The sequence below is a fragment of the Sphingomonas sp. BLHR8 genome (genome assembly GCF_056821725.1).
The window spans coordinates 956,593-978,433 of record NZ_JBPDIM010000001.1; the positions used below are offsets into that span (position 1 = coordinate 956,593).

Sequence of the window (21,841 nt, forward strand, 5' to 3'; positions counted from 1 at the left end):
AGCCTGACACAGTTAGCATCAATTCTGTGACCTTCGCAATTTTGAATAGGCTTCAGTTGAAAGCCAATTGGTAACTAGCCCTTGAAATGCTTTATCATTCATGAATCGTACGAAGATCTCCTCATTCTGATCCATGCGCTCAACAAATAGCGCTTCAAGCAAATTCTTGAACAACAGCTCGAATTTTTCGCCCGGGTTCGCAATGGCTGCTTGCCGCAAATTGGCGTCGGCCATTGCTGCCTCAACGATCTGATCGAAGAACAACTGGTCGGCATTGTTGAAATCAGTACCAAAGCGGTCATTTACGACATCAATTAGTCGGGAAAGGGGTACTTCCTCGTCGCGCGCCACCTTCGAGCCAACAGAGGATGGGCCGTCGAGCTTATTGGCAGTCCCTTCGGAAAGGCTGATTGAGCCCTCACTGACCTTCTGAAGGCGATAGTAGTCGAGCCGGACGTCGTCGTCGAACTGATAAGAGGGGCTGCCTCCCTTCTTTGGCAGCTTCGCGGCCAGATGACGCAGGAAGACGTACAACTTCTCCAGATCAGAATCCTGATATGGAATGATCTGGCTCAGGAAGCTGTAGAGACTGCCAAATGCCAGAATCTTTCCACGCAACACCTCGGCGTCGGCCGGATCGGATTTCGCAAGATCAGAGAAATTGGACACTGGCCGATCGATAACGGCATTCATTTTCTGGTGATCGGCCGGGCTCTGCTTCAGCTTGGGCTTGAAATAAATTTCTGAGAAAAGGTCAACATCGCTCAGGGCGTAAATGCCGCTCGAATCCAGTTCGCCTTTGATCTGATACATGCGGTTCGGGTCGACTTCTTCGCCGATCTCTGCGCCTTCATAGTAGGTTTTGAAGGCCTCCTGAATCTCGCTGCGGTCGTTCACGAAATCGAGAATGAACGTATCTTCCTTGAAAGGGTGCGTGCGATTGAGCCGAGATAGGGTCTGGACGGCCTGGATGCCTGACAGGCGTCGGTCGACATACATCGTGTGGAGAAGCGGCTGGTCAAATCCGGTCTGATATTTCTCCGCGACTAGCAAAACCTGATATTCGGACGTCGCGAAAACGTCGGGCAGCTCCTTTTCACGGACACCAAGATTCATTGCCTCCTCGGTATAGGTGACATCGGAAAGCTTGTCGTCGGCCACCGCACCCGAGAATGCGACTAGCGATTTGATCGCATACCCCTTCGCCTTGATGTACGCGTCAAAGCTCTGCTTATAGCGCACTGTTTCCAGCCGGGAGCCGGTCACGACCATGGCTTTGGCGCGGCCGCCAACCTTGTGTTGCGTGGCTGAATGGAAGTGCTCGACCATTACCTCGGTCTTTTGGGCGATATTGTGCGGATGCACCTTCAGGAAGCGAGCCAGCGCCAGTGCCGCCTTTTTCCTGACCACGTTTGGATCGTCGTCACTGGCCTTTAATAACCGGAAATAGGTGGCGTAGGTGGTGTAGTGCTTGAGGACATCGAGGGTGAATCCTTCCTCGATAGCTTGGCGCATTGTGTAGCTGTGGGCCGGTTTGCCGCCATTCCCAAACACCGCCAATGTCTTGTGCTTCGGGGTCGCGGTGAACGCAAAGAAGCTGATATTTGCCTGGCGACCGCGCTTCGCCATGCTGCGAAACAGCTCGTCTTCGCCCACGCTTTCGTTCTCGGCCATATAGCGCTGTGCCTCTTCGCGCAGCCGCTGCCCGCCAAGGACTTCCTTCAGGTCCGTCGCCGCTTCACCGCCTTGTGAGCTGTGCGCTTCATCGATGATGACTGCAAAATTCCGGGTCTTGAGCACCCCGTCACCATCGTCCCCCCGCTCTTCCGCCAGCCGGATCAGCTGGCGCGAGACAAACGGAAACTTCTGCAAGGTCGTGATGATGATCGGCACTGAGCTTTCGAGCGCTTCCGCCAGCTGCCGGGAATTGTCGTCGATCTTCTGCACCACCCCGTGCTTGTGCTCGAACTGATAGATCGTATCCTGCAACTGCTTGTCGAGCACCACGCGATCGGTGATGACAATGACACTGTCGAACACCCGGTCATTGGCGCTGTCGTGCAGCGACGCAAGGCGATGAGTAAGCCATCCGATGGTATTGCTCTTGCCGCTGCCCGCCGAATGCTCGATCAGATAATTGTGGCCTGGGCCTTCGGACTTCGCCTTCGCGACCAGATCGCGGACGGCCTCGAGCTGATGGTAGCGCGGGAAGATCAGAGTTTCCTTCTTGACCTTTCGGCCCGCGTCATCGCGTTTTTCTTCCACCTGCAAATGGATGAACCGGGCCAGCAGATCGAGCAGGCTGTCTCGCTGGAGCACTTCTTCCCAAAGGTAGGCCGTGCGATAGCTCCGGCCCTTCGGGTCAGGTGGATTGCCAGCGCCGCCGTCGTTCCCGCGATTGAAGGGCAGGAAGTGTGTGGCTGGTCCTGCCAACCGCGTCGTCATGAATACCGCATCGGTATCGACGGCGAAATGCGCGAGGATCCTCCGCTTGAACTCGAAAATCGGTTCGCGCGGATCGCGGTCACGGCGGTACTGGCGAATGGCATCCTCAACGGTTGATCCCGTCATGGCGTTTTTCAGCTCGACAGAAATCACCGGAATGCCGTTGACGCTCAGAACCAGGTCAAGCTCGTTGTCGTTGCTCAGCGAGTAGCGAAGCTGACGCGTGACGCTGACGATGTTGGCGGCATAGCGCGCTTCCAGCTCTGCGTTCAGATCATGCGCGGCCTTGAACGTGGCTACGCGCAGTGTTTTGCCATAGCATTTGAAACCGTGCCGCAGCGTGGCAAGCGAGCCATTGGCATCGATCCACTTGACCAAGTCGGCCAGTACCTGCGCACCGGTCTTGTCGCCATGGAGCGCCTCCAGCGCCTTCCATTCTTTCGGCTGGGTGGCGCGGATAAAATCGAGCACAGCGTCGGGGAAGATGGCAGATGCACGGTCGAACTTGTCCGATGCGATCGAGGCATAGGGATTCGCCAGTAGTACCCCCTCGACAACGATCTCGAAGGCTTCTTCGGTATGGCGGGCGGGCTTTGCGTGGGTCATGCAGCCAACCTCTTTCTCAGGAACCAGATAGCAACAGGCCTAAAGGGCAGGAGTTCATCTACACTGGTCTCGTATTTGTCTATTTCTGCGCGAACCTGATCATTACTGGGTTTTTTTGTGCGCCACCAATCGAGCACAGCGTCAAGTGCGCCTTTTCGGCTGTTCTTCAAAACCGCAATGTTGAGATTGAGAACACTATCTAGCTGTCCATCAAATACCTTGTCATCGGACCGAATCTCGCCGTTGCTTCGATATTTGATGCGGGCTTCGATATCGTGCGCGGGTGTCGCGGGGTTCCACTGCAAATCCTGATTGGCCTTGCGGTTGTCGCAAGTTTGGCCATCGGGCTGCGCTCCGTGCCCGCCAAGGCAGGCGCCCAAGAGATTGTCGTAGTTCAATTGCAGATGCGGGTAATTCGCCTGGCATTGCCAGTGCTCGATCTTCATCTTCTGGCCGTCGGCGATAATACGCCCCATGCAATAGCAACACAGACCTCGTTGCTCGGCCACCAGTGCGGCGCGCAGCGCATCCTTGCCCTGATAGTTCTGGTAGAAGCTGTGTTCCATCGCCCGATGCGCGGTAAGGCAGGCAGGCTCATCGCCCTTAGCAATGGCCCTCATTCTGCACCCTCATCCAGAAAATCGAGCAAGAGCCGCGCGCGCGTGATTTCGGGATCGCCGTCACCAATTTCCGTGGCCAGCGCGTCGATGGCCTTGCGCGCCTCTGCACCTTTCTCTTCGCCGATGAGCGACGCGATAACGTCAAGCTTTGCCGCAACTTCGGCATTGCGCGGCGGAGTATCCATTTCTTCTTCAAGCAACCGGCTGGAATCGACGCCATAAGAATGCCCCGGGCTATAGACCTTGCCGCCATCGATTTTGCGAATTTGATCGGGTTTGATTTCACCGAAAATCTGCGGCGAATGGGTCGTCGCAATAAACTGGCAGTTGCGGAATGTTTGCGTAAGCAGGCTGGAAACCTGCCGCTGCCAGCTCGGGTGCAAGTGCATATCAAGCTCGTCGATCAGGACGACCGCTACGCCATCGCGCACGGGATCGTCCAATCCGGGATTGGCCTGCGACAACCGGCGGGCAAGATCGAGGGCAAGCGCCAGCATCCCGCGTTCGCCTTCGGATAGGTGGCGCACGTCCAGTTCCACGCTACCTTTGGTGATCAGCAGGCGCGGTTTTTCGTCTTCGTTGGTGGCGCGAAGATCAGTGCAAGTCGGCAAAAAACGCGCGGCGGCGGACTTTAGCGCGTCGAGGTGCAGCCGTGCGCGCGGCAGTTCTTCGGCTAAGGCTTCCTGCGCCAGAATCCACGACGCAATATCAGCCAGATGGAGCGCGCGGACAGTAGAGAGCGCATCGGCATAAGCGATGGCTTGGCCCGTGGTCGTGCGGCCTTTGTTGATCCGTTCGTCCGTGGGGTGCGACCGGCGAACTCCGAAAAACAGCGCCAGCGGCTGGCTGCCATCCTTGTCCACCTTCGGCCAGGGCTGCGACATTTCCTCCTGATCGGGCAAAGTCATCGCGCCCGCGCGCACGGAGCCTTCCTGATCCGGCACGTATTTTTCGCGCGGCAGGTGCATGAGGAAATGGCGTGCGTCATCGGCAAACTGAAAGTCCAGACGCACGGTTAGGGCCGGACTGCCGATGCGCGTATCGTCTTCAGTAAAGGCGATAGGTAAGGCTTTGCTGGCCGTGAACTTGGGCATCACGCGCGACAGGGAAATGCGCAAGGCCTCCAGCACGCTGCTCTTGCCCACGCCGTTGACGCCGACCAGCAGGGTGAAGGACGGATCGAGTTCGAACGAGGCATGTTCGAAGCCGCGCAGGTTGGTCACATCTAGCTTAGTGATCTTCATGCGGCCTCCGGGATGGCAATTTGGCCGGTGACGGCGGCGGCGATCAGGGCGCTGCGGCGTTCTTTCAGCAGGGTGATGGAGCGTTCGGTGGCGGTAGCCAGCTTGTCGATTTTCACGCGCTCTTCGGCGATGTGGGCGACGATCAGTTCTTGCTCGTCAAGCGGCGGCACCGGGATGCCAAGTGCTCCCAGCACGCCTGTTTCAAGCTTTTTGGTTCCGTGGGCAGATGAGTCTGCCTGATCGACAAGGTATTGTGTCGCCCCTTCCAACACGGCTTTCAGAAAGCGCGGGCTGATACGTTCGTCACAGCGCAAGGCCTTCATGTCCTGATTGATCGTGACCGGTACAGTGTTGATGGCGGTGGGGAAGCTGTGTGCTAAGATCATCCCCCGAACCACAATAAGAACGGCCCCTTCGTCGATCATCTTTAGGGCACTGTTGGCCAAAGCCTGCTCTGAAACATGGTCTTCGGCGTCGGTGATGAAGTCACGCTTCATGTCCTTGGGCGAAACCCAGGGAATTTTTCCGTTCCAATATTCCTCCTTCTTGGTGTCGGGTGTCGCGCCGCCCATGAACGAAACCAGAAAGCGCAGCGGGACCGATGCCCAATGCTCGGGAATATCGCCGAGCCAGTCTATGCCAGAGGGGCGCAAGGGGGCGGAGCGGTCCAGCCCGCGCATGACCACCTCTGCCACCAGCGTCCGCCGCTTTTCGGCCAGCAGGCCCAGCAGCTTCTGCTTGGCCTCAATCAGGGTGTCGATTTGCGCGGCATTCTCGTTCAGAAATTTGGCAATTGAGTTTTGAACGTGGATGGGAGGGTACGGAACGCGCAGCGACTTAAGTTCATCTGTACTTAGCTCCATGAATGTCGAGCCACGGCCTAAAGTTTTCAGATAGGCGTTGTTCGCATTTAGCCAGTGAAAATAGAACTGGGGGTCAACGCCCGATCCTGGTTCAAGCAAGAAACACCCTTGATTGGAGCACAGTTCGACCTCTGCTACGGCAAGTTGGCCGATTGGAGCGCGTTTGGTGAGAACGACCGTTTCGGGCGGCGATAATCGCGCGCTGCAACTCCTCAAGCCGTCATCCGTGATGCGGCGCTTCGTACCGACTATCTTCCCGTCTTTCGCCGCGCTGACATCCTCAGGCGTGACCCAAAAGATATCACCATCCCAGTAGTCGGGATTGCCACTTTCCGGCGTCGCGCCGCTTCCGATTGAAAACAGATGCCGAATGGCGATGTTCGGAAACGCGCTCACTTCGTCACCTCCTGCAAAAGGCGCAAGATTTCCTCTTCTGCCTGCTTCAGCTCAGCATCGATCACCGCCAGCGGGCGCGGCGGGGTGAACTTGTAGAAGTGGCGGTTGAAGTTGATTTCATAGCCCACCTTGTCCTTGGTCCGGTCCATCCAGGCATCGGGCACATGGGGCAACACTTCGCGCGCGAAGAAGGCGTCAATATCGACCTTGAGCGGAATATTCTCGAAATCGCGCAGATCGGGATCGGGTTCAAACCCCTTTCCCTTGCGCACCTTTTCCGCCGCCGCATCCTTGGTGGTGAACACGCTCCGGAACAGCTTTTCGTCTGCTGCGCGCCACTTCGATCCGCGCTGCTTCAGAACGCGCTCGATGGATTTTGACACGGCATTCCAGTCCATCAGCGGTTCGCGGCCAAGCTCCTTGTCGATCGCCTGAATGTCGTCGAGCAGGTGGGGCGCGGCATCGAGGAAGCGCGCCTTGTCTTCTACCGTCATCTGATAACGCAGCCGCAATGGCCGCTCGACCGTGACGCGGGTGTAGCCGAAATCGTCATTGTCGAAGATCTTGGACTGCTCGCCTTGGGCAAACTGACCATAGCGACGAACGATATCGGCAATCTGATCCGGCTCGTCCGGACGGTCATCGCCCTCAAGTGCAGGCCCCTCGCCGATCTTGCGCCGCTTGTCGCCCTGGCTGCGGCGCATCGGAATCCAGGTGTCGCGCGCGTCGACCAGCTGGATCTTGCCCTTGCGGCCCTTTGCCTTACGGTTGGTGACGATCCAGATGTAGGTGCCAATGCCGGTGTTGTAGAACATCTGTTCCGGCAGGGCGATGATCGCCTCCAGCATGTCTTCTTCGATGATCCACTTGCGGATGTTGCTTTCGCCGCCGCCAGCGCCGCCGGTGAACAAGGGCGAACCGCTGAAGACGATGGCTGCGCGCGAGCCGTACTTTTGCTTGGCAGGGGCATGGTCTTCAAACTTCGAGATCATGTGCTGCAGGAACAGCAATGACCCATCGTTCACACGCGGCAGCCCGGCATGGAAACGGCCAGACTTGCCGCGCACGTGCTCGGCCACGATTTCCTTCTGCTGCTTCTTCCAATCCACACCAAAAGGCGGATTGGCGATGAAGTAATCGAACCGGTTCTTGCCCTCATCTGCGAACTTGTCGTCGGTAAATGTATCACCGAACTGAATGTTCTCGCCGTGCCCGTTGTGGTCGACCTGCTTCATCAGCATGTCTGACGCGGCAGTGGCGAATGCGCGCTTGTTGTAATCCTGGCCGTAGACATACAGCTTCGCGGGCGAATTGTGCCGCCGCATATAAGCCTGCGCCTCCGCCAGCATTCCGCCCGTGCCGCACGCTGGATCAAGGATGGTGCGGACTGCGCCTTCTTTCACGAAAAGGTCGTCATCATCGTAGAACAGCAGGTCGACCATGAGCGTGATGACCTCACGCGGCGTGAAGTGGTCACCGGCTGTCTCATTCGCCAGCTCGTTGAAGCGCCGGATCAGGTTTTCGAAGAGCAGCCCCATCTGGTCGTTTCTGACCTTGTTGGGGTGGAGGTCGACCGCTGCGAACTCCTTGACGATCAGGAACAGGATGCCCGCCTCGTGCATCCGCTCGATCTCTGCTGTGAACTCGAAATAATCAAAGATCCGCCGGACGTTGGCGGAGAAGCCATTGATGTAGGTTTGCAGGTGCTGGTTGATGTTGTCCGGGTCGCCCAGCAGGCGTTTGAAGTCGAGCTCCGACCGGTTGTGAAACCGGTGGCCAGAAATCCGGTTTAACGCGCTATCCAGCGCATCACCCTCGATTTTACCACCGGCACGGCGCTTCGCTTCGGCCACCACCGCTTCTTTCGTATCGGCCAGAACGCAATCGAAGCGGCGCAGGACGACCAGCGGCAACATGACGCGCTCGTATTGCGGCGGGCGATAGGGGCCGCGTAGCAGGTTGGCGATTTCCCAGATCAGATTGGCGAGGTCAGTGTGCGTGGCCATCAGGCCGCTGTTCCGTTCTTTTCGCTCTGGGCCGAGAGCCGTTCGTACTCCTCCACCGACAGGACGATCACGACAGGTCTGCCGTATTTGTCGATGGAAACAGGAGCTGCGCGCGCCAGATCAATCAATCGCCCAAAGCCATTTTTAGCGTCGCGCGCCGACATATGCCGCATGTGCCCCTCCAGAGTTGGAGCTACTTTAGCCATCTTTTGGGGAGACTCAACTGAGCAAAGCAGGGTGGACGAGCACACGATGTAGTAGCCCCTAGTTCATCTTCAGCAGATCAACGATAAACTTCCCAAAATATCGAGCTATATAAAAGTGAAAAAATCCGATTATAAAAATACTTATCGAATCAATTAGAGTGAAAAAACCATTTAGGGCGTCATTTATATTGGAGAAAATTTAATCGATAGTTCTTCCTCTAGCCCGAGTTCTGATAACGCAAACTTAAGGCGCTCAAATTTACTTTTAGAGTCGATATTTCCTTCTATGAAATAGTTATCTGCGATTTGCACAGCCTGGCGCAGCTCACTGGGATTGGAAGCCAATTGCAACCTTTCTATGAGTCGACTTCCATGGAATGCCTCAGGCTGGAGGAGCAGCAATTGCTCGAACACCTGCGCATAAAGCTTGGCGACCTGCGTCACCTCCAACCGGCTTCCGAGGAACACGGCGTAATCGAGGCGCTTATGGCGGGGCTCTTCGGCGTCGAAGATGCTGATCTCATCGCCTTCAACATCCATCGCGGTGTCTACATTTGGTGCCGGCCAGACGTCGAGGAACCGTTTTGCTATGCGCTCAGCACGCGCTTCAACCTCAGCAACTCCCCAGCGGTCGAGCGCCTGAAGGTCGCGGTTCAACCAGAGACGGCTGAAGCGATAGCCCTGCTCCCCACCCCCATCATTCATGTCACGCTTCTCGGCAAAGGTTTTGTTCCCGAGGCGCCCGTTGTTGCCGGAAAGCGTGAGGTTTCCTGCCGTGTTGAGGTACTTCTCGCTCAGCAGGGCATATTCTTCCGTGTCTAGCCCACCTTGCCATGCGGGATCGGGATTCTGCGGGAAGATATGCTCGATGGTGATGTCGGGGGTCGTGACGTCGACAGGCTCACGATTGTTGTGGTTTTCCAGGCGCTCGAAAAAGTAAGTCCGGGTCCGGCTCTTGGTGCTGTAAAGGTCCTTCTCCCTCAGCATTGCGATGACTTCGGCATCACGGGGGAAGCGCTGGGTGCCGGTGCGCTGCATCAACGATCGCTCGATCGACGCGACGTAGTCGGCGGGATCGACCCGCTCGTACAAGCTCATGAATATCTTGTTCAGAGCGTTGGTCGGCAGGCTGAGAATAAATCTCCGCCAGACATAGCTTTGCACAAGCCGTAAGATCGCTGTGAACTGGTCCCTTGTGATGATGTTCTTCGAATAATCCCGGTAGACTGGCATCAGAAAGGGGTATGCAACGTTGATCTCAAGTGTCTTTATATAGTCCAGTTCGTGCGAAATGGTCGCATCATTTTCTAGACTTGGGTTTAGAAGCTTTGCGTAAACGTAGGACAGTTCAAGAATTTCATCGAGAGCATCTGTAAGCTCTTGTGAACTAGGAAGCGGGAAGCGTTCTTTGAACTTCTCGTAGACCGCGCCCTTGTTCGGAATTTCCTTCTGCTTCAGCGTGAGGAAGTCGCGGATGAAATCGGAAACGCGGCTGTCGTTGACCTCAAGATTGCGGGCGTTCGCTTCGATAGGCTCCCAGAACTTCCGGAAAATCTGCTCCTGCTCACGGCGCGCCAGCCCCATGAGAATGTAATTCCGAATGAGGTCGGCTTGTGACAGCTCCAAGCCAGTCGAGTTGAGGCTCTCGAAGATGCGCTGTGGGTTGTCCTTCCCCCGTTCCAGCGCAATCTCAACGAATATGAGCTTCGTCAGACCCTTCAGAACAGTGTCGAAGTTGCCCTCGCTGATCCGGCTTTCAAAGAAGCGGAAGTTTTCCAGCAGCCGCGAATAGCCCGAGACCTTCGCCCCCTCTTTGGGGTCCATGATCTGGCGAAGGGCGGCCTTGTTGTTGTCCGTGGGCTTCAGCTTCAGCTTCTCAGCCTCATCCGCGAACTCATTGATCAGGTAAGTCTTGTAGATGCGCTGGGCCTGCTGATCGCGGCCGGTGGCAAGCGCGAAACGATAGAGCGCGACAAGAATCAGCGTTAGCGTCGTAAGGCGCTGCTGGCCGTCAATTACGGTGAGCTCACGCAAACCGGAAACCGTGTAGACGTCGTCATGGACATACACGATGCTACCGATGAAGTGCCCTGACACGGCCTCGTCGGTGCCAACGGCAATGATATCGTTGAACAGCTGCTGGCACTGGACCCGCGTCCAATCATAGTTTCGCTGGTAGACCGGAATTGCAAAGGCGGTCTCACTGCTTGCGAGGAATCGATCTACCCTCGTTTCAGCTGCTTTCACTCGACACCCCCGAATTGCTGTCAGTTTTCTGATGATTAAGGGAGAACGTTCCGCATGTCATGTCTCGCGATGTCCATGTCGAAATCGCGCGCTTTCATCATTTGAAAGGGGCTACCTTACTGCTCTCCCAACCACTCCGCCGCCTTCGCCGCCGCGCTGGCAGCGGTGAAGATCGCCCGGTTGTCGCCCTTGAGCACTTTCAGCCAGCTGGCGAGGTAGCAGGCATGATCCGGACGCGGGGTGACCGACAGGCCAAGGTCGCCGCACAGGAAGGCTGAACCAAGCTCGGCGACCAGCTCCTCCATGGCATAGGCCTCGTCACCGAAGCGCTTGCCGAAGGTGCGGGCGAGGCGATGATCGGCCCCGGTCCAATGCACCAGCTCGTGGAGCAGGATGGCATACCAGTTCTGCGCCGCGCTGGCGGTGTCGGTGGCGAAGAACCGCTCACGGTCGGGCATGGTGATCATGTCGGTGGACGGGGTATAGTGGGCGCTGTCGCCCTGGATGCAGATGGCAGCTCCGGTGCCAGCGATGAAGGCCTCGACATCGGGGATGGGATCGAAGGCCTCGGCTTCCGCCACCTCGGGCAAGGCGTAGCCCTCGACCTGCGCGATGTTGAACACGTGCGAGCCCTGCGCGAAGATCCGGCCTGCGCCCTCGCGCGCCTCGTCTTCACTGCCCTCGGCCTTGTCCAGCACCTTGTAGAACACGATCGGCGAGGCCTTCTCGCCCTTGCGAACCTGTGCGCCTAGCGACTGCCACTGGCGGTAGGTTGCCCAGAGACCGTGGCCGAAGTCCTGCGCCTCGGCGCTGGCCCAGAGGGCGAGGACATTGACGCCGCGATAGGCCTTGCGGGTGACCGCATTCATGGGCCGGGTCAGCGGGGCGCTGCTGCGGTGCCAGGGGAGCGTCTATGGCCTTGAGCGATGTGGCGCGGTCCTCGACCGGCAGATAGGTCAGATCAATATCGACAGACAGGCGCGGCATGTCGCGCACAAACAGATTGATCGCGGTCCCGCCCTTGAGTGCAAATGCCTGCTCCCTGGCGACGAAAGGGATGGCGCGGATCAGGAGCGCGACTTGCTGCCGGTAGGTATCGAGGAAAGGCATTCCCTCATTGACCTCCCAGGTCAGACGGGACGGTTATCTGGTATGTGGGATCGAGCTTGCCGCCTTTCACGAGAACGCGCTTGCCCGCTCCAAGATCGACCCGCTCCATGTCGAGCCGGGATCGCCAGGCATGGCGGTGCCGGTCAGCAAAGAAGAAGAAAAGCCGCTTCACCTTCACGCTGGCGCAGGCCTCGAGCAGAGTCTGCAATCGACGCGGACTGAGGTCAGTCATGCCCTCCATCAACATATCGACCTGATGGAAGCTTTCGCGGTGCGGGAGCTCGTCGAGAAGTTCGAGCAGCGCACGCTCCTTGCTGGAATATCGTATAGGGAGGCTCATGCTGGCGGCACTGTACATCACAGGTTGCGGCGCTGGTGGAGCATCAGCATCGCTCGGAAACAGGCGCAGGCTGTTGTGCCACTGGAAGTCTATATCGAGGGGCAGGTCGGCCAGCCAGGTCGGGGCGCGTGTCGGTCCATAGATGTGGACCTCGCGCATCTGCGCGGAGAAATAATGCGCATAGCCAAGCTCCTCGAGCGCGGTGCGCCCGCCTACGGTGAGCGGCAGACCCATGAGGTATTGAAGCGATATGACGACCTGTTCCCAAGTCAGCGGGGATTGGGATCGGCGATAGACGCGGCGCGCTGGGCTATGGAGCCATCCCGCACGCACATATTGGCTGCGCAGTGCAGAAGAATAGCCTTGGTCCTCTAACCAGGCAGCATCCACCAGCAGCCCATCGGGGAGCTTTTGCTGCAGCTGGTTTAGCTTTCCATCAAAACGCGTAGCCATGCTTAGCCTTATGGCACATTTTCAAACTAACGTCCAGTTTAAGTTTGATCGATTTCGCTAAGTTAGACTTAGCATTTTTTTTCATTGTTAAACCAGAGGCATCGGCGTCGTGGTTCTCGATGCCCCACAGATTGGGGTGCGCGCCGAAAACTCGGCAACCTCAAGTCAGATCAATTGCCCTTGTCCCTCAGACACCTTGCTCCGACGTCTCTGCCGACGCTTGAAACTCCATGGCGGCTCGGGATTGTCCATCGCCCAAAGGCCTCGCCGATCACGCCGGGCATCGTCTTGCGCCGCAAAATACTCCGTCTCGCGGTCGAACGTGTATTGCTCGGCCACCCAGGCCCAGCCGTTCACAATCATCTCTAGCTCGATGTTGCGCGTGACGGGGCGCGGTCGCTTGACCGACCCGCCGCCACGCTCGCCCTCGTGGTAATAGTCAACCGCCCCGACATCCATCTGCTCGGTCAAGAATGCCATGCACAAGATCCGTTTGTACGGGTCGACGGGCATGTAGCCAGTGGACTCCTTGCCGATTGGGTGGAGCCGAAGCTCTTTGCCTGCGACAAGACCTGCCAGAAAGTCCCTGGCTTCCGGACCGAATGGCTGCTCCATTTCGGGCGCGTCGATGAACGCAAAGCGGAACGGAACGCGCTCGACCCAAGCCCGGCGATAGGGATGCCAGACGCTTGCCAGAAAGCCATCGCCGTCGAAGACTTTTCGGACGGTCGCCTTGAAAACGTCGTCGGGACCTGCAGGACCCGGATCATCGGGTACGATGATCATGCTGACCTACCTCGACGAATGCGGTGTCGTTTCTTCTCTTGATCGATTGTGCGGGCTTTGGGCGCGAAGGCGATTGACCGGTCCCAGGCCAACGCCGGAGCCAAGCAAAGCGCTGAGGATCATGGTGGAGAAGGTATTCGCGGATGCGATGCTGCTCCTCAATGGGGGAGCGCATCAGCAGCCCGCGCAAATCATTGTCGATCGTTTGGCGCGAAGCGCCAAGGCTCTCGGCCTTGGCATACCATTCGTGCCCTGCTTGGAGGTCACCAAACTCGATGTGGACTGCGCCCAACAATGTGCAGGGCCTGTAGTCGCTCGGGGTCAATCCATGCGCTTCGCTAGCCAACGCCTTCGCTTCGTCGAGGCGGCGCAGGTCACGCATTGCTCCGCCGCGCGTTGTTGCAAGGGCCGAATGTAGTTTGGGATTTGGACCGATCTGCGCCCGCGCTGCTGCGGTCAGGCTCAAGGCTTGCTCGGGTTCATCTGCCTTGCGCCAATGCGCGCTCGCGTTCACGGCATCCCAGGGCTTACCGCTGGTTTCCCATGCTTTTGTGAAGGCTTCCGCTTCCAATGCATGGAAGGCTTTCTGCAGCGCGTCTGTCCAGCAGTCATCGGCTTCGGTCTTCAGCCATGCGACGTCCTCGGCCTTGAGGCGCTGCCGATTGGCGACTTGCCTGAGTAGCGCCATCACGCGCGGATAGTCCTCGCTTTCGACATATCCTATGCCGAAGCGCTGCCGCAGCTCCCTTGCTTCCCGCTTTCGCCGCAGCTCGGGATCGTTCACCATGGCGGCAAAGGTCTCCTTGATCGCAGCGGCTTTTGCCTCTTCGCATGCCGCCCGCTCTGCCGCATCCTTCACGGCCTTGGCCGAAGCTTCCTCAATGCGTGCTGCCTGCTCCCGCTCGGCCCAGGAGGAAAACTCTCCTTGAGTGATCTTGCCATCGGACAAAGCGCAGAGGGCGTGAAGACCCGACGCGACGAGAAACTGCCGCTGCAACGCGGTCACTTGCTCGCCGGAATCGATCTTCAACAAGATCCCATTCAAGCGAGCCCCTAATTGAGACGCGCCGGGCAGGTCCTCCAGAAGATAGCGTTTCGCCAAATCGCCGCGCAAAGATTGTGTCATAGCCCTTCGCTACGTCTGGGGTTATGCGCACTGATGGTATCTACAACTCAGATATCGCGCAGCTTTCTATGTGCCACACCGACCTTTTGGATCTCTTAACATCTCCGGGTTGAGTCGTTGCCGGAGCGGGACGCTGCTGCGGCACACGGAAAGAGCTGGAAGCCAAAGCTATATTGATTGGCCTTAGAAGACGTCCTCGATCGAGGGGCCACGCTCTCGCGGCCCGATCTTGATATCGAGATCGAGGCTCGCGATCACGCGGAGCAGCGTACCGAGCTTTACTCCGACGCTGCCGTTCTCGATGGCTGATATGGTTTTCTGCTGTGTGCCGGAGATACCGGCCAGCTCTGACTGGGTCATTCCCTGCCGCACACGCGCGCTCTGGATGATTGCACCTAGCTGCCTCGGGAGCCTTACAAGCTGATCCATCACTGCCTCCCTTGGTCATTCTATACCCTATAAGGTATAAATCCGCAATATACCCTGTGGGGGATCAACCTGCCGCTTTAGACAGCTCTCCGAGCGGGGGAGCATGGTCAGCAGTTCATGGCCGTAGGTGCCATGTCATGGCGCGATCAAATTGTGGGGACCCAAAGCCGGTACGTATTGCAACAAACAGTCACAAATAAATCGAACCAAAAACTCGCATTGGAACGAGACACCGTGCAACATGATGAATGTGCCTGAAACAGCGCTTAGAGACCCAAGTCTTGTAAGCAATTCAGACTTGAAGCATGACAAGTGGCATTTCAATCTTCGAAATGTGTATATAGCAAGTATATCAAATACTTGCTTTTTACTTGTTTGTCCCTTTCCGGGCACCATTTTTCACCAGGATTTTCTGCCATTTTCCTGGAATTTCGGGCGGGCGCCCCTTTTGTTTCGCTGATCATGAGCGGACGATCTTGCCGTCGAGGAGCTCAATCCGGCGCGCGCATTGAGATGCGACATATTCGTCGTGAGTGGATATCAGGAAATGGGTCGCCATGCTTTGGTTGATGGACCGGATAAGGGTCATTAGCTGGTCGGCGGATTGGCGATCCAAATTTCCGGTGGGCTCATCGGCCAGAACCAGAACCGGATTGTTGATAAGTGCGCGCGCCACGGCAACGCGCTGGCGTTGGCCACCCGACATGGCGGCGGGACGGTAGTCTCTGCGATGGGCGAGCCCCATGGCCTCCAGCAATTCGGCGGCGCGCTGCCGCATGACATGATTTCCCGTCCGGCCGCAGCGGCCGCGGGCATCATCACGTTTTCCCGCGCTGTCAGATCGGGCAGAAGGTGGTGGAACTGAAAGACAAAGCCGAGGTGCTTGCTACGAAACTCCGTCCGCTCCGGATCGCTGGCGTGCATGAGATCAATGCCCAGCATCTCGGGGCTGCCACCGCTGGCGCGCATGAGCGTGCCGAGAATGGTTAGCAACGTGCTCTTTGCCGAACCAGACGGACCCAACAAGGCCGCCATTTCGCCGGAAGCCATGGTGAGATCGATCCCTTTCAGAACCTGCGCTGCCGCCTCCCCTTCACCAAAGGTCTTGGTCAGACCCGAAACCTTCAAGATCAGCTCGTCGCTCATGAGCCGATAGCCTCCACCGGATCGATCCGGGTCGCCCTGCGTGGTGGGAGGATCGAGGCGGCCATGGCAGCAGGCGTGGTCAAGCCGATCGCAAGTAAGAAATCGCCTTGCGTTCGATCGATCGGGAGTCCGCCGCTGGTGATTTCAGTCACGGGCGGCAGGGGAAGCAGGACCAGCCACGCGACCCCCGCTCCCACGAGTGCACCGACAAAGCCGATCATCCTGCCTTCCAGCACGTAGACCGAGACGATCAGTCGCTTGCTCGCCCCCATGGCGCTCATGATACCGATTTCCGATTGGCGCCGCACGATCGACAGCAGCATGGCGCTGGCTATGCCCACCAGGATGGTGATGAGGGCGAATGCCTTGATGATTGTCCCCGTGCGCGCCTGCGCGTCCAGCCCCTCGAACAACTGGCTATTGTCTTCGGTCCATGCGGTGGCCTTGAGACCTGTGGAGCGGCGGAGCCGGGTCGCGACTTCGCCCGCGTCGGTGGCAGGTTCCACCTTTACTTCAATTCGCGAGATGCCGGTGGGAAGATCGAACAGCGCGCGAGCCGTGGTAAAGTCCATGTACACCGTTTGGCGATCGGCGCTGGCGATCCCCAAGGTGAATATGCCGCTGATCCGAAAACTGCGCGACCGGTGGCGCTCCGATGTCAGGCGCACGACCTGTCCGACACGAAGGCCGAGATCCTCTGCGAGGCGGCTGCCGCTCAGTATCCCGTCGGTGGACAGGCTGCTGCTGCCTTGAACGATGGCTGTCCTGACGTCCGCAATGGCGGAAAGCTTCCCGGGCATAATCCCGATGACCCCGACCGGCGCGAGAGCCTGCCCCCGCTCGACATAGGCCGATCCGCGGATCTGAGGCGAGACGGCGGTCACCGACCGTTCCGCTTCGATGATGGGCACCATCGGCTGCCAGATGGCGATCTGTTCTCGGCGGCCGAGGTCCTTTTGCAGCACAACCAGCGATCCGGCCTGAGGGCGGACGATATCTGGATCGCGATCGCGCATTTCCAGTACGACGTGCGGGATGCTGCCCACTGTGCGCAAGGTAAGCAGCGTAGCGAGACCGCCGATCAGTGCGCTCATGAAGATGAAGACGCCGACCCCAGCTCCACGCCCGAGATCAGGAGCGCCGTCTGGCCAGGCTCGGACAGCAAGTGGCGGACGGCGAGTTTGACCGCATAGGGGCTCGTTCTAGCTCGCTGTCCGCACCTTGACCTTATCGCCAGGCTGGGCCGTAACCGGGTCAGCGAGGATGCGCTTTCCAGATCTCAGGCCGCTTGTGACGATGACGCTGTCGGCGGGCCAGTCGATGAACCCGATCCGCCTCGCCGCCACTACGCCATCCGTCGAAACGATGTGGACACGTGCCTCCCGCCCGGATCCGATGATTGCACTGCGCGGGACGCTGAGCGCGTTTTCTCGCTCATCGATGATGATGTTGACGGAAACGGTCAGCCCGGAGGGGGCATCGGGCATGGCATCGCGGAGCGTGAGTCGGACTTTGCGGGCGCCCGTGGCGGGATCGACGCGCGGTTCGATATGCTCGACCGTTGCTCGGATCTGGCGCTGCTGGCCCGGCAGGTCGACCAGAGCCGACATGCCGGGCGTGATTTCGGCCGCATAGACCCCGTCCACCTCGACCGTGACTTCGGGGCTGTTGAGATCGGCCAAGCGGTAGATGATACTCTCGATACCCACCGTCTGGCCGGGATCGACAGGGCGTTCGAGGATCACTCCGGCAAACGGCGCGCGTAATATCCGGCGGTCACGCAGTTCCCGCGCCGGTAGCACGCCAGCGCGCCGGCGTTCGAGTTCACGCTCGCCTTCCACGACCGCCAGGCGCCGTTGTTCGACCTCGCGCTTCGTCGCGAATTCTCCGAGAGCCTGGAATCGAGCCAAGTCGCGGCGGGCCTGCGCGACGGTTGCCTGCTGCGTCTGAACAGCGGCTTCAGCCTCCGATATCGCTGCGGTTTCCGGAGCATCATCAATGCGCGCAAGCACTTGCCCGACAGTGACGCGGTCCCCGACATCGAACGGCAAGCTGATCAGTTTTCCGCCAACGGTTGGCTGGATGTCGACCTGCAACCGCGGCCGGACCCGCCCATTCACCCGAGCAAGCGTTGTGCAGGAGCCATTTCGATCAGGACTGCAGCGACTTCCTTGTCGCGGGGAACCAGAAACCAGTAAGCGGCCACTGCCAGCAGGCCCAACGCCAACGATCCCAGAAGCAGTCGTGTGGGCCGTGTCTTCATGGCCATGTCCGAGCACCTCATCGGCATCGGACAACCGGCCCCAAGTCGCTCGATAGTCTCCCCGCGTCGGCCTTATCTCCCGGAAGCGGGTTGCCTTTGACGATTGACTGACCGCCGGCGGGGTCCTCGGGAGTTTCGCCTCATCCGGGTGTCAGGAGCAGTTTCCTGTCTGCGTCCTCAGGATCTGGTGTTATGGGCGGGCATCACCTCCGCCCGATCGTCCGAACAAAGTGGGATTTGCGATGGCAAGTCCGCTGCCGAGAACAACCGCGTCTTCGACGAAGCCGGTTACCGTCTGCCCGTAGCGGCGCATGGCGGCGCAACGCAGACGCCAGCCGATGTAGGACGAGGCAAGTGCGCTGCCGACCGCCACGGCGGCGCCAAACGCCTTCTTGTCACGAGGTGCCAACGCGGCGCCCGAATAGGCAGCGGTGATGATGCGAACCGCGAGGCCTGCCGGGACTACCCGGTCGGGCGCTGTTTTCATCTTGTCTCCCGCCATCTCGGCGGCGGCGAGCGCGGCGGTCCCGCCGGCGACCACGGGGTTCAAAAGCAACTTCTGCAGCGGCAGTTCGGGAGGGATTTCCTGTCTGCGCGTGGCCAATGCAATCGCGGCGAGAGGCGTGATGCCTCGCTGACCTGCGACGAGGCCGATAAGGAATGAACGTAGCACGCTTGCCTCCGGAGCCTGTCTTTCGGAGCTACAATCCATCGCCCCGCCCCGGTATCCGCCCCGCCGAAAGAGCGGTGCGAAAATGCGCCAGCCCTTCGGCGAACATTGGTGCTGCGACGGGCCGTAACGATCGGGCCTTCAAGCTGACACCGACTGAAGCCTAGCGGCTCAACAGCGCCCCTTGCTTCACCGCGAGGGCGATGCGGTCGAGCGCGCCGAGGTCGACGATTGGGTCCCGTTGCACGGCGATGAAGCTCGCCTCCGCGCCTTCCTGCGCGGCCCGCCAGCCCCGGAGCATGACGCCCAGTTTACATTCGCCATATCGCTAATTTAAGTGCCCTTGGTCAGCGTGCAACTTGGCCCCGTCCTCGCCGTCATCGCGCTCCTATGGCGCGCGCTCGTGCCGGGCGGAATGATGGTCGAGGCGCGTCCGCAAAGCATCGCGGTGACGTGGTGTGGCGGCGTGGGCGCGCAACAAGTCGTCGTGTCGATCCCGTGATCACATGACGAACGGGAATCCCGACAGCCGACGAAGGAGCGCGCCGCCTGTGCCTTCGCGGCGCTGGCGATGGGGGCGGCGCCACCAGCCGGCGCGGACATACCAGCGCTCGTCGTGGCCTCCAGCGTCATCGCTCGACCACAGTATCGCGACAGCACGCCCCTCGCCCGCCGCACAGATAGACCACCCGCGCGCGCACCGCCGGTCCGGGGCTGATCTGACCGCGCCCGTACCGGCGCGTTCGCTCCGTCCACCGACATTTTTCATTCCGCGAGGTGCTCCATGGCTCACGCCCTCCCTAAGCGCGCGCTTTTCGCGCTTGCCCTTTCTCCGTCCACCGTTGCCGTCGCTCAAACCCCAAACGGCAACGATATCATCGTCATCGCCGAACCGCGCCAACCCCAGCGCGATGCACTTGATCCTGCCGCCGCACCGTTGCCGGCACCCGATGCGACGGCCGCCGCCGCGCGCCTGCCCGGTGGCGCAGTAGTTGGTAACGGCGCCCTGTCGGGGCAGGTCCAGCAACGCGGTCTGTTCGGCGAACGGTTGCGTCTGACCATCAACGGCCAGCGTTCGCCGGCGGCGGGCCGAACGCGATGGACCCAGCCTTCCACTACTCTCCGTCGCTACTGGTCCAGAGGATTGAGGCCGCGCGGGGCGCAGCGCCCGTCAGTGCCGGGCCGGCGCTTGGGAACGCGATCGACGCGCGTCTGAAGTCCGTGCCCTTCGCCCATGATTCGACCGCAGTCCCGCACCTCGACATGTCCGTGCAGGGCCGCTCCGCCGACCGGGGCTGGGCCGTGGGCGGCATATCAGGGGGCGCCACGGACCGCGTCGGGTTCGGCGTCCTCGCCAGCCACGAACGCGGGGGAGATCTGCGTATCGGCGGAGGCGGGTGGGCGCTCGGCACCCGCTACGACCGGGGGCTGATCGGCGCGGAGGCGGGCTGGCGCGCACCCGGAGGCGAGCTGTCCGTCGAATGGCGGCACCAGCACACCGGGCCGACCGGCAACCCGGCCTTCGCGCTCGACATCGTCTACTTTCGCGCCGACACAGCTCAGGCGCGCGAAGGAGTCGAGCTTGCTCCCGGCACTTCGCTCGAAGCCGCGCTCGGCACCGGGCTGGTCGAGCACAGAATGGACAATCAGACAGTGCGCGCTGCGCCTGCCAACCCCGCGGGCCGCCGCCGCACCGACACGGTGGCCAGCACCGTGTCGGGCCGCGTCGTCCTGTCGCGCACGACGAACGGCGCGGCCGTCCGATTAGGTGGCGACGGCGAGGTAGTCGACCGGAGGATCGTCATCGCCAATCCCTCCGCTCCCGCCTTTCGCATCGAAAGCCTCGTCGAGTCGGTCATGGCCCAGGCCGGCGCCTTTCTGGAGGCCGAAGTGCCGCTCGGTAGCGTCACCCTTGAGATTGGAGGGCGCGTCGACCGCCATGCCGCGGATGCCGGCGCTCCGCGGCTTGGTACGGTGCCAGCTGGGGTGCGCGTGCTCGCGGACCGCTTTGCCGCGGCCGACCGGACTTGGCGCGCGACCACGGTTGACGCCGTCGCGCGGCTGTGGGGATCGGGGAGGATTGCGCCGCGGCTGACGCTCGCACGGCGCACCCGCGTGCCGACCCCCGTCGAACGGTTCATCTGGCTGCCCACAGAGGCGAGCGGTGGGCTGGCGGATGGCAACATCTATGTCGGCGATCTCGGTCTGCGCCCGGAGGTGTCATGGCTCGCCGAGGAAGGCGTGGACATTCGCATCGGCGGGCTGACGCTGAAGCCTTCGGTCCACGCTCGGCGTGTCGACGGCTCCATCCAGGGAGCCCGGTCGATGCGACGCCGGGCGTCGCCGACAGCGTGATCGAGCAGGTCGCCGCCATGAGCGGTGACCCGACGCCGCTGCGCTTTGCCAATGTCGACGCGTCGATCGTCGGCGCGGATGTCGCCTTCAAGGGGAACCTCCGGCGAGGTTGGTCCATCGAGGGCGTGGCGAGCGTTGCGCGCGGTCGTCGGCGCGACGTCCAGGACGCGCTCTATCGCATCGCGCCCGCGCGGCTGTGGAGTCGGCTCGCATGGGACACCGCGCGCGGAGGTGCGGGTGTCGATGTCACGATCGCCGCGCCGCAGCGGAGCGTCGCACGCGCGAACGACGAACGCGCGAGCGCTGGCTATGTCGTCTTGGGTCTCTCGGGTTCTCTGAAGCTCACACGGAACCTCCGCGTGCTCGGCGGAATCGAGAACCTGTTCGACCGCCGGTACGCCGACCACCTGTCGGGCGTAAATCGCATTGCCCGGAGTGACGTCGCGGTGGGCGAGCGCCTGCCTGGCGCCGGTCGAGGCGTTTGCCTCCGCCTTGCGGCAAGTGGCATTTAGCGGGCGCCACCGAGCCCG

At 60.1% G+C, this 21,841-nt stretch carries 20 protein-coding genes and 2 pseudogenes; 2 read left to right on the forward strand and 20 right to left on the reverse strand.

What is annotated here, in order from left to right:
• Nucleotides 1-18: 18 nt before the first annotated feature.
• The 20 genes and pseudogenes from ACRYJK_RS04720 to ACRYJK_RS04815 all read right to left on the reverse strand — a co-directional run bounded on the left by ACRYJK_RS04720 (nt 19) and on the right by ACRYJK_RS04815 (nt 19,257).
• Nucleotides 19-3,051 carry a type I restriction endonuclease subunit R gene (locus ACRYJK_RS04720; RefSeq protein ID WP_482666399.1) on the reverse strand — a complete coding sequence of 1,011 codons (3,033 nt, stop codon included), beginning with the start codon at nt 3,049-3,051 and terminating at the stop codon, nt 19-21.
• A complete protein-coding gene (locus ACRYJK_RS04725; RefSeq protein WP_482666400.1) occupies nt 3,048-3,671 on the reverse strand; it encodes a retron system putative HNH endonuclease in 624 nt (207 codons plus the stop codon). The genes ACRYJK_RS04720 and ACRYJK_RS04725 overlap by 4 nt, the downstream gene beginning before the upstream one ends.
• The gene (locus ACRYJK_RS04730) at nt 3,668-4,915 is read right to left on the reverse strand and encodes an AAA family ATPase (protein WP_482666401.1); all 1,248 of its coding nucleotides are present in this window, start codon (nt 4,913-4,915) and stop codon (nt 3,668-3,670) included. The genes ACRYJK_RS04725 and ACRYJK_RS04730 overlap by 4 nt, the downstream gene beginning before the upstream one ends.
• On the reverse strand, nt 4,912-6,174 hold the full coding sequence (locus ACRYJK_RS04735; RefSeq protein ID WP_482666402.1) for a restriction endonuclease subunit S: 1,263 nt from the start codon (nt 6,172-6,174) through the stop codon (nt 4,912-4,914). Before ACRYJK_RS04735 ends, ACRYJK_RS04730 begins: the two co-directional genes overlap by 4 nt.
• Complete coding sequence (locus ACRYJK_RS04740) at nt 6,171-8,180, reverse strand: type I restriction-modification system subunit M (RefSeq protein ID WP_482666403.1); 2,010 nt, start codon at nt 8,178-8,180, stop codon at nt 6,171-6,173. Before ACRYJK_RS04740 ends, ACRYJK_RS04735 begins: the two co-directional genes overlap by 4 nt.
• Nucleotides 8,180-8,353 carry a type II toxin-antitoxin system Phd/YefM family antitoxin gene (locus ACRYJK_RS04745; RefSeq protein WP_482666404.1) on the reverse strand — a complete coding sequence of 58 codons (174 nt, stop codon included), beginning with the start codon at nt 8,351-8,353 and terminating at the stop codon, nt 8,180-8,182. Before ACRYJK_RS04745 ends, ACRYJK_RS04740 begins: the two co-directional genes overlap by 1 nt.
• Nucleotides 8,354-8,569: 216 nt before the next feature.
• Nucleotides 8,570-10,633 carry a DUF262 domain-containing protein gene (locus tag ACRYJK_RS04750; protein ID WP_482666405.1) on the reverse strand — a complete coding sequence of 688 codons (2,064 nt, stop codon included), beginning with the start codon at nt 10,631-10,633 and terminating at the stop codon, nt 8,570-8,572.
• A gap of 116 nt (nt 10,634-10,749) precedes the next feature.
• The gene (locus ACRYJK_RS04755; protein ID WP_482666406.1) at nt 10,750-11,502 is read right to left on the reverse strand and encodes an ArdC family protein; all 753 of its coding nucleotides are present in this window, start codon (nt 11,500-11,502) and stop codon (nt 10,750-10,752) included.
• A 31-nt stretch (nt 11,503-11,533) separates the two neighbouring features.
• A pseudogene (locus ACRYJK_RS04760) lies at nt 11,534-11,743 on the reverse strand (nucleotidyl transferase AbiEii/AbiGii toxin family protein); the annotation flags it as partial.
• A 4-nt stretch (nt 11,744-11,747) separates the two neighbouring features.
• On the reverse strand, nt 11,748-12,536 hold the full coding sequence (locus tag ACRYJK_RS04765) for a type IV toxin-antitoxin system AbiEi family antitoxin domain-containing protein (RefSeq protein ID WP_482666407.1): 789 nt from the start codon (nt 12,534-12,536) through the stop codon (nt 11,748-11,750).
• Between the two features lie 165 nt (nt 12,537-12,701).
• A complete protein-coding gene (locus ACRYJK_RS04770; protein WP_482666408.1) occupies nt 12,702-13,322 on the reverse strand; it encodes a thermonuclease family protein in 621 nt (206 codons plus the stop codon).
• Nucleotides 13,303-14,448, reverse strand: coding sequence for a hypothetical protein (locus ACRYJK_RS04775; protein WP_482666409.1), 1,146 nt, complete (start codon nt 14,446-14,448; stop codon nt 13,303-13,305). Before ACRYJK_RS04775 ends, ACRYJK_RS04770 begins: the two co-directional genes overlap by 20 nt.
• Before the next feature lie 183 nt (nt 14,449-14,631).
• Entirely contained in the window at nt 14,632-14,877 is a 246-nt protein-coding gene (locus tag ACRYJK_RS04780; protein WP_062900403.1) for a helix-turn-helix domain-containing protein, read from the reverse strand.
• Nucleotides 14,878-15,337: 460 nt separating this feature from the next.
• Nucleotides 15,338-15,655: an ATP-binding cassette domain-containing protein gene (locus tag ACRYJK_RS04785; RefSeq protein WP_482666410.1), complete on the reverse strand. Its 318-nt coding sequence runs from the start codon at nt 15,653-15,655 to the stop codon at nt 15,338-15,340.
• An 80-nt stretch (nt 15,656-15,735) separates the two neighbouring features.
• Nucleotides 15,736-16,023: pseudogene (locus ACRYJK_RS04790) on the reverse strand (ATP-binding cassette domain-containing protein); the annotation flags it as partial.
• Nucleotides 16,020-17,117, reverse strand: a complete 1,098-nt coding sequence (locus ACRYJK_RS04795) for an ABC transporter permease (RefSeq protein WP_482666411.1) — start codon at nt 17,115-17,117, stop codon at nt 16,020-16,022. The gene ACRYJK_RS04795 and the pseudogene ACRYJK_RS04790, both read right to left, overlap by 4 nt.
• A 108-nt stretch (nt 17,118-17,225) precedes the next feature.
• On the reverse strand, nt 17,226-18,119 hold the full coding sequence (locus tag ACRYJK_RS04800; RefSeq protein ID WP_482666412.1) for an efflux RND transporter periplasmic adaptor subunit: 894 nt from the start codon (nt 18,117-18,119) through the stop codon (nt 17,226-17,228).
• 20 nt (nt 18,120-18,139) lie between these two features.
• Nucleotides 18,140-18,292 (reverse strand): hypothetical protein, encoded by a 153-nt coding sequence (locus ACRYJK_RS04805; RefSeq protein ID WP_482666413.1) that lies wholly within the window; start codon nt 18,290-18,292, stop codon nt 18,140-18,142.
• Between the two features lie 184 nt (nt 18,293-18,476).
• Nucleotides 18,477-18,959: a DUF4126 family protein gene (locus ACRYJK_RS04810; RefSeq protein WP_482666414.1), complete on the reverse strand. Its 483-nt coding sequence runs from the start codon at nt 18,957-18,959 to the stop codon at nt 18,477-18,479.
• 160 nt (nt 18,960-19,119) lie between these two features.
• Nucleotides 19,120-19,257 carry a hypothetical protein gene (locus tag ACRYJK_RS04815; protein ID WP_482666415.1) on the reverse strand — a complete coding sequence of 46 codons (138 nt, stop codon included), beginning with the start codon at nt 19,255-19,257 and terminating at the stop codon, nt 19,120-19,122.
• Nucleotides 19,258-20,054: 797 nt separating this feature from the next.
• Between ACRYJK_RS04815 and ACRYJK_RS04820 the strand changes: the two genes are divergently transcribed.
• Entirely contained in the window at nt 20,055-21,311 is a 1,257-nt protein-coding gene (locus tag ACRYJK_RS04820) for a TonB-dependent receptor domain-containing protein (protein ID WP_482666416.1), read from the forward strand.
• Nucleotides 21,312-21,328: 17 nt separating this feature from the next.
• A complete protein-coding gene (locus ACRYJK_RS04825; protein WP_482666417.1) occupies nt 21,329-21,823 on the forward strand; it encodes a hypothetical protein in 495 nt (164 codons plus the stop codon).
• The last annotated feature ends 18 nt before the right edge of the window (nt 21,824-21,841 follow it).

Bases quoted from the DNA above. Each gene is read 5' to 3' on its own strand.
- ACRYJK_RS04745 (WP_482666404.1), bottom strand. From the start codon at position 8,353: ATGCGGCATATGTCGGCGCGCGACGCTAAAAATGGCTTTGGGCGATTG.
- ACRYJK_RS04765 (WP_482666407.1), bottom strand. From the start codon at position 12,536: ATGGCTACGCGTTTTGATGGAAAGCTAAACCAGCTGCAGCAAAAGCTC.
- ACRYJK_RS04805 (WP_482666413.1), bottom strand. From the start codon at position 18,292: ATGGCCATGAAGACACGGCCCACACGACTGCTTCTGGGATCGTTGGCG.
- ACRYJK_RS04825 (WP_482666417.1), top strand. From the start codon at position 21,329: ATGAGCGGTGACCCGACGCCGCTGCGCTTTGCCAATGTCGACGCGTCG.
- ACRYJK_RS04820 (WP_482666416.1), top strand. From the start codon at position 20,055: ATGGACCCAGCCTTCCACTACTCTCCGTCGCTACTGGTCCAGAGGATT.
- ACRYJK_RS04785 (WP_482666410.1), bottom strand. From the start codon at position 15,655: ATGCGGCAGCGCGCCGCCGAATTGCTGGAGGCCATGGGGCTCGCCCAT.
- ACRYJK_RS04725 (WP_482666400.1), bottom strand. From the start codon at position 3,671: ATGAGGGCCATTGCTAAGGGCGATGAGCCTGCCTGCCTTACCGCGCAT.
- ACRYJK_RS04720 (WP_482666399.1), bottom strand. From the start codon at position 3,051: ATGACCCACGCAAAGCCCGCCCGCCATACCGAAGAAGCCTTCGAGATC.
- ACRYJK_RS04780 (WP_062900403.1), bottom strand. From the start codon at position 14,877: ATGGATCAGCTTGTAAGGCTCCCGAGGCAGCTAGGTGCAATCATCCAG.
- ACRYJK_RS04770 (WP_482666408.1), bottom strand. From the start codon at position 13,322: ATGATCATCGTACCCGATGATCCGGGTCCTGCAGGTCCCGACGACGTT.
- ACRYJK_RS04740 (WP_482666403.1), bottom strand. From the start codon at position 8,180: ATGGCCACGCACACTGACCTCGCCAATCTGATCTGGGAAATCGCCAAC.
- ACRYJK_RS04730 (WP_482666401.1), bottom strand. From the start codon at position 4,915: ATGAAGATCACTAAGCTAGATGTGACCAACCTGCGCGGCTTCGAACAT.
- ACRYJK_RS04815 (WP_482666415.1), bottom strand. From the start codon at position 19,257: ATGCTCCGGGGCTGGCGGGCCGCGCAGGAAGGCGCGGAGGCGAGCTTC.
- ACRYJK_RS04795 (WP_482666411.1), bottom strand. From the start codon at position 17,117: ATGAGCGCACTGATCGGCGGTCTCGCTACGCTGCTTACCTTGCGCACA.
- ACRYJK_RS04775 (WP_482666409.1), bottom strand. From the start codon at position 14,448: ATGACACAATCTTTGCGCGGCGATTTGGCGAAACGCTATCTTCTGGAG.
- ACRYJK_RS04755 (WP_482666406.1), bottom strand. From the start codon at position 11,502: ATGAATGCGGTCACCCGCAAGGCCTATCGCGGCGTCAATGTCCTCGCC.